Origin of the sequence: Moorena sp. SIO2C4 (assembly GCF_010672485.1) — a bacterium.
Classification (GTDB): Bacteria; Cyanobacteriota; Cyanobacteriia; order Cyanobacteriales; family Coleofasciculaceae; genus Moorena; species Moorena producens.
In genome coordinates, this window is the sequence record NZ_JAAHGN010001162.1 from 1 (window position 1) to 2,232 (window position 2,232).

The window sequence follows — 2,232 nt, forward strand, 5'->3', positions numbered from 1 at the left end:
TTATAAATACTACCCATATTAGATTAATCGGAACATCATTAGCACTTGTTAGCACTCCTTTGATAGCTATCCAAGCCCCAAGAATTTCCGAGGGAATATATTTGATCAGCCGATCAAAATAGCCATCAATCTTTGCCCTGCTCTTAGCTTCAAATTGGGTGGTAATAATTCGACGACCCATGTCAAGTATTAATTCTCCTTACTAGAGATAGGATTGAATTTCCTGATAGATGCAACTAAATAAAATTCCTTCCCGGATAGTACCAAACGATCTAGCTCGCTGAGCGTGATGCAAAGCTACTAGGGTACCATCTTCATCAAAACATGGGGCACCACTAGACCCCAAGGCAGTTTTGTTGACATATTGAACTAGTCCCCTCTCGGGATAAACTCCGGTGATCCCATCACGAGTGATAGAGAGTTTCATTGATGCACCTTCGGGATGCTGAAAAAGATTAATTCCCATCCCTTTAACAGGAAGATGATTAGGCTCCCAACGAGCAGGTTTACTATCATTGGATGGAGGACTAGTTTCTGCCACTTGTAGCAAAACGTAATCTAGTTTGTTGGTAGGACTGGAATGTAAAATCGGTTGCTGTCTGTCTAATTTAACGACCTGTCCCTCGGTTTCATTTCCCAAATCAGAGCTAAAACAGCCAAAACGCAAGACAGCATTGAGAGCATTGATGTGGATATCCGCGTTTTCATCTGGATTCAGAACATGGTAATTAGTCAAAACTAGCCTGTTGGCAATCAAAACACCAGTCCCTTCAATGCCCTGTGGGTTAATTTCAATCCGACATACAGAGCTTGCTTGTGCTATCGCTCGTTTCAGGTAGCCAACATCCCAAAAATCTGGTTCCGGTTGCCAGAAACCTTGGAGTTGTAACTCTTCCGTTGCTCCAAGCCACTCAATAGCCGGGCCAATATCCCTGATAGTATTTACTGGGGGGAGATGAATCCTAAACCTCTGCTGAAAAATGGTTTGATAAAACTCTTTTAATTCTGGATTACCTGGATTAGTCCCATAGGCTGCGATAATTAAGGGTTCTAATTTACCTCTTGACTCAGCCCATTTAATCAAACTAAAAACAAGGTGAGTAAGGTTCTCTCCCCCAGCTATGGCATTTAATTTTTCTTCTAACTCATCATCAACCATCATCGCTAAGTCATCTTTGGTGGGATAAGCACTGATAATGGCTTCGCGTAATTGCCTGCGTTGAGAACCAGTTAAATCTCTCATTAATTAAAGTGATAGCTATATCATCTACCACATAACAATGTAACAACTTTATTTTTCTGATAACAATCTCAGCAGATAAAATATCAGGTTAGTGAGGATAATCGTGGATTAACCTTGGCCGGAGGCATTCCCGAAGAGTAGAGAATCATCTTCTTGGCGGGGAACTCTAAAAGCAGTATTCATAGTGAATTATACCAGCTCAACACCCCCAAATCAGATAGCGGCGGATATTTAGCATTTACAAATAGGTCATGAACAATATTGCTGATTTTTCAGAGCATTAAAAACTATTCGGAGCTCTTTACTAGTGTTACTTGTAACCGGTTTACTGTTCCTTTTCTTTATCCATCCTAGTTTTACATCTGATTTGTAAAGTCCCCTAATGTAGTGATAGCGATCGCAAACATTGGTCAGGTACCTCCTCCTGGGTTAATGGGAGTAGGGAGTAGGGAGTAGGGATAGGGGTAAGACCATTGAAGGTACCTCTTAAGTATGAGAAACGCTCTACATTTATAGAATGTTAGATAATTGCCTGGCTTGACAGTACCCTTTCGGGTACCTTCTCAAAGGGAGGTTGCTGATGGTTTGGGGGCTGTGTGGGTCACTTGCATCTACAGCTTGAAAGCCCCACCGAATTGAGAACTGCTATATATAGTAAGGAAAACCCTAAGGGTAGCTGGGCAAGGCTTGTCAAAGCTTAATCAACCATAAAGTTTTCAGACTTCTGTCACCTTCTAGACTAAGGCAGTGGGAGAATAGAGTTATCACCAGCTAAACCATTCAAAACCCTTAAAAACCCAACTATGGCTAAAACCGTTGCTGAAGTCATGACCCGTGACCCGATCGTGGTGCAGCCCGAAACACCGATTAAGGAAGTGATCAAAATTATTGCTGAACAAAGCATCAGTGGCTTGCCAGTGGTTAACGAAGCAGGCAAATTGGTGGGAGTGATTTCAGAAACTGACTTGCTGTGGCAGGAGACAGGAGTA

General features: G+C 42.1%; 3 protein-coding genes. 1 reads left to right on the top strand and 2 read right to left on the bottom strand.

All coding sequences use genetic code 11. From position 1 onward, the window contains the following. On the bottom strand, nucleotides 1-181 hold a 181-nt coding region (locus tag F6K20_RS35025; protein WP_287297890.1), incomplete at its 3' end, for a hypothetical protein. A gap of 21 nt (nucleotides 182-202) precedes the next feature. Then, the gene (locus F6K20_RS35030) at nucleotides 203-1,243 is read right to left on the bottom strand and encodes an effector-associated domain EAD1-containing protein (RefSeq protein WP_287253145.1); all 1,041 of its coding nucleotides are present in this window, start codon (nucleotides 1,241-1,243) and stop codon (nucleotides 203-205) included. A gap of 803 nt (nucleotides 1,244-2,046) precedes the next feature. Here F6K20_RS35030 and F6K20_RS35035 point away from each other — a divergent pair. Then, the coding region (locus F6K20_RS35035; RefSeq protein WP_287297892.1) for a CBS domain-containing protein at nucleotides 2,047-2,232 on the top strand (186 nt) is incomplete at its 3' end.

Excerpts from the sequence above, each read along its gene's own strand:
- F6K20_RS35030 (WP_287253145.1), bottom strand. The coding sequence starts at position 1,243 with ATGAGAGATTTAACTGGTTCTCAACGCAGGCAATTACGCGAAGCCATT.